The organism is Wolbachia endosymbiont of Madathamugadia hiepei (assembly GCF_013366855.1).
Classification (GTDB): domain Bacteria; phylum Pseudomonadota; class Alphaproteobacteria; order Rickettsiales; family Anaplasmataceae; genus Wolbachia.
Genome location: NZ_WQMP01000183.1, coordinates 1 through 1,502, shown reverse-complemented (window position 1 = coordinate 1,502; position 1,502 = coordinate 1). Strand labels below are relative to the sequence as shown.

The 1,502-nt window shown below is 38.9% G+C and carries 2 protein-coding genes and 1 pseudogene; 2 read left to right on the top strand and 1 reads right to left on the bottom strand.

Annotated elements, in window-relative coordinates:
• Both GO685_RS05210 and petA read left to right on the top strand, forming a co-directional pair.
• The coding region (locus GO685_RS05210; RefSeq protein WP_175937866.1) for a DNA gyrase C-terminal beta-propeller domain-containing protein at positions 1 to 248 on the top strand (248 nt) is incomplete at its 5' end.
• Between the two features lie 84 nt (positions 249 to 332).
• The gene (gene petA / locus GO685_RS05205) at positions 333 to 932 is read left to right on the top strand and encodes a ubiquinol-cytochrome c reductase iron-sulfur subunit (protein ID WP_175937865.1); all 600 of its coding nucleotides are present in this window, start codon (positions 333 to 335) and stop codon (positions 930 to 932) included.
• 133 nt (positions 933 to 1,065) lie between these two features.
• Here the strand turns inward: petA and terL are convergent.
• A pseudogene (gene terL / locus GO685_RS05840) lies at positions 1,066 to 1,413 on the bottom strand (phage terminase large subunit); the annotation flags it as partial.
• Between the last annotated feature and the right edge of the window lie 89 nt (positions 1,414 to 1,502).

Below are 1,502 nucleotides of genomic sequence, written 5' to 3'. Positions count from 1 at the left end.
ACGGCAGTGTCGTTGCTAGTTTTCCAGTTGAGCAGGGTTACAATATAATGCTCATTACAGATAAAGGAAAGTTAATTCGCATTTCAGTGGATGATATTAGAATCACAGGACGTAGTACTCAGGGGGTCACCTTATTTAAAACAGAGAGTAAAGAAAAGGTAGTGTCAGCAGCAAAAATTGAAGATCCTGGTTCCACTGAAGATAGCACTTCTGAAGAAGTCGGAAACTCTGTCTCCTCTGAGCTGTAGCAACGATAGCTAAAAGTGCAAGTTTTTATTGATTAATCTATAGTATTTAAGCTAAAATATATACTTGTAGCTGAGTGGAGATCGATGAACAAAAAATTAAATAAAAATAAAAAATCGTTGGCAGATAAGAAAGCTAAAGAAGCATCTCCTGTTAAAGACCTCACTAAAAATAAGAGTAGAAGAGATTTTATAACATTAACTACATGTGCTATGGCAGGTATAGGAGCAGCAAGTGGACTTTGGCCACTAGTTAAGTCTATGAACCCTTCCGCTGAAGTTTTAGCGATGTTTACGGTCGAGGTTAATCTATCTGATATTCAGGAAGGGCAAGGGAAAAAAGTAAAATGGCAAGGTAACCCGGTATTTATTCGTAGACGTACGAAACAAGAAATTGAAGCGGCAAGAGCAGTTGATGTAAAAAATTTGCGAGACCCACAGCCTGATGAGCAAAGAGTATGCAAAGGAAAAGATGAGTGGTTAATTATGGTTGGAATATGTACCCATCTCGGGTGTGTGCCGGTTGATCATGCTACAAAAGACGGCAATGGCTGGTTCTGCCCTTGCCATGGCTCATATTATGATACATCAGGTCGAGTAATTGGGGGGCCTGCACCAAAAAATATGGCTATACCTGATTATTTTTTCCCAAGTGAAAATGTTGTGATAATTGGCAAAAAGGCTTAACCTAATAACTTTCCTGCATTATGGTTTTAGGAGAAACGCAGATGAGCACACTTGAAATATTGTAATATGAACATAGTAAACGATGTCATTCAAGTATCGGCTACTTGGATAACATCCTTCTGGCAGGCTTAAATCACAATGTTCGTATAGCTGCGACCCGAGAGGTACTTTCTCTTATCCATTGCAGATATTGCACGGTGCTGTCAACTTGGTCATTGTGATGTGCTTCTGGGAATATTAAAATTTCATACTCAAAATCATTTAGCTATATCGCTTGGTGCGGCAGAAAAACTTTTCCAGACTCTATAATGGGAACAATCTGGTGGAATTGAGCGAGTTTATCATCATGTGGTACTATTTTGATGATTGGCAAATCACTGTTTGCCTTTAGCTCTTGCACCAATTGTTGACCGCTTGTTTTTGCTTCGATCAAAATTGCATGTGGTTTCCATTTTGTAGCCAGTGACAGAACTTGCTCTTTAAACGCTAACTATGGATTAGCCGATAAAGAAAGAGCTGGAAATAGAGGGCTTTTTGGGTTGCATGGAATATGAAATAAGCGTAGAAAAG

What these genes read in the sequence shown, in the direction of transcription:
- petA (WP_175937865.1), top strand. Translation starts at nt 333, where the DNA reads ATGAACAAAAAATTAAATAAAAATAAAAAATCGTTGGCAGATAAGAAA.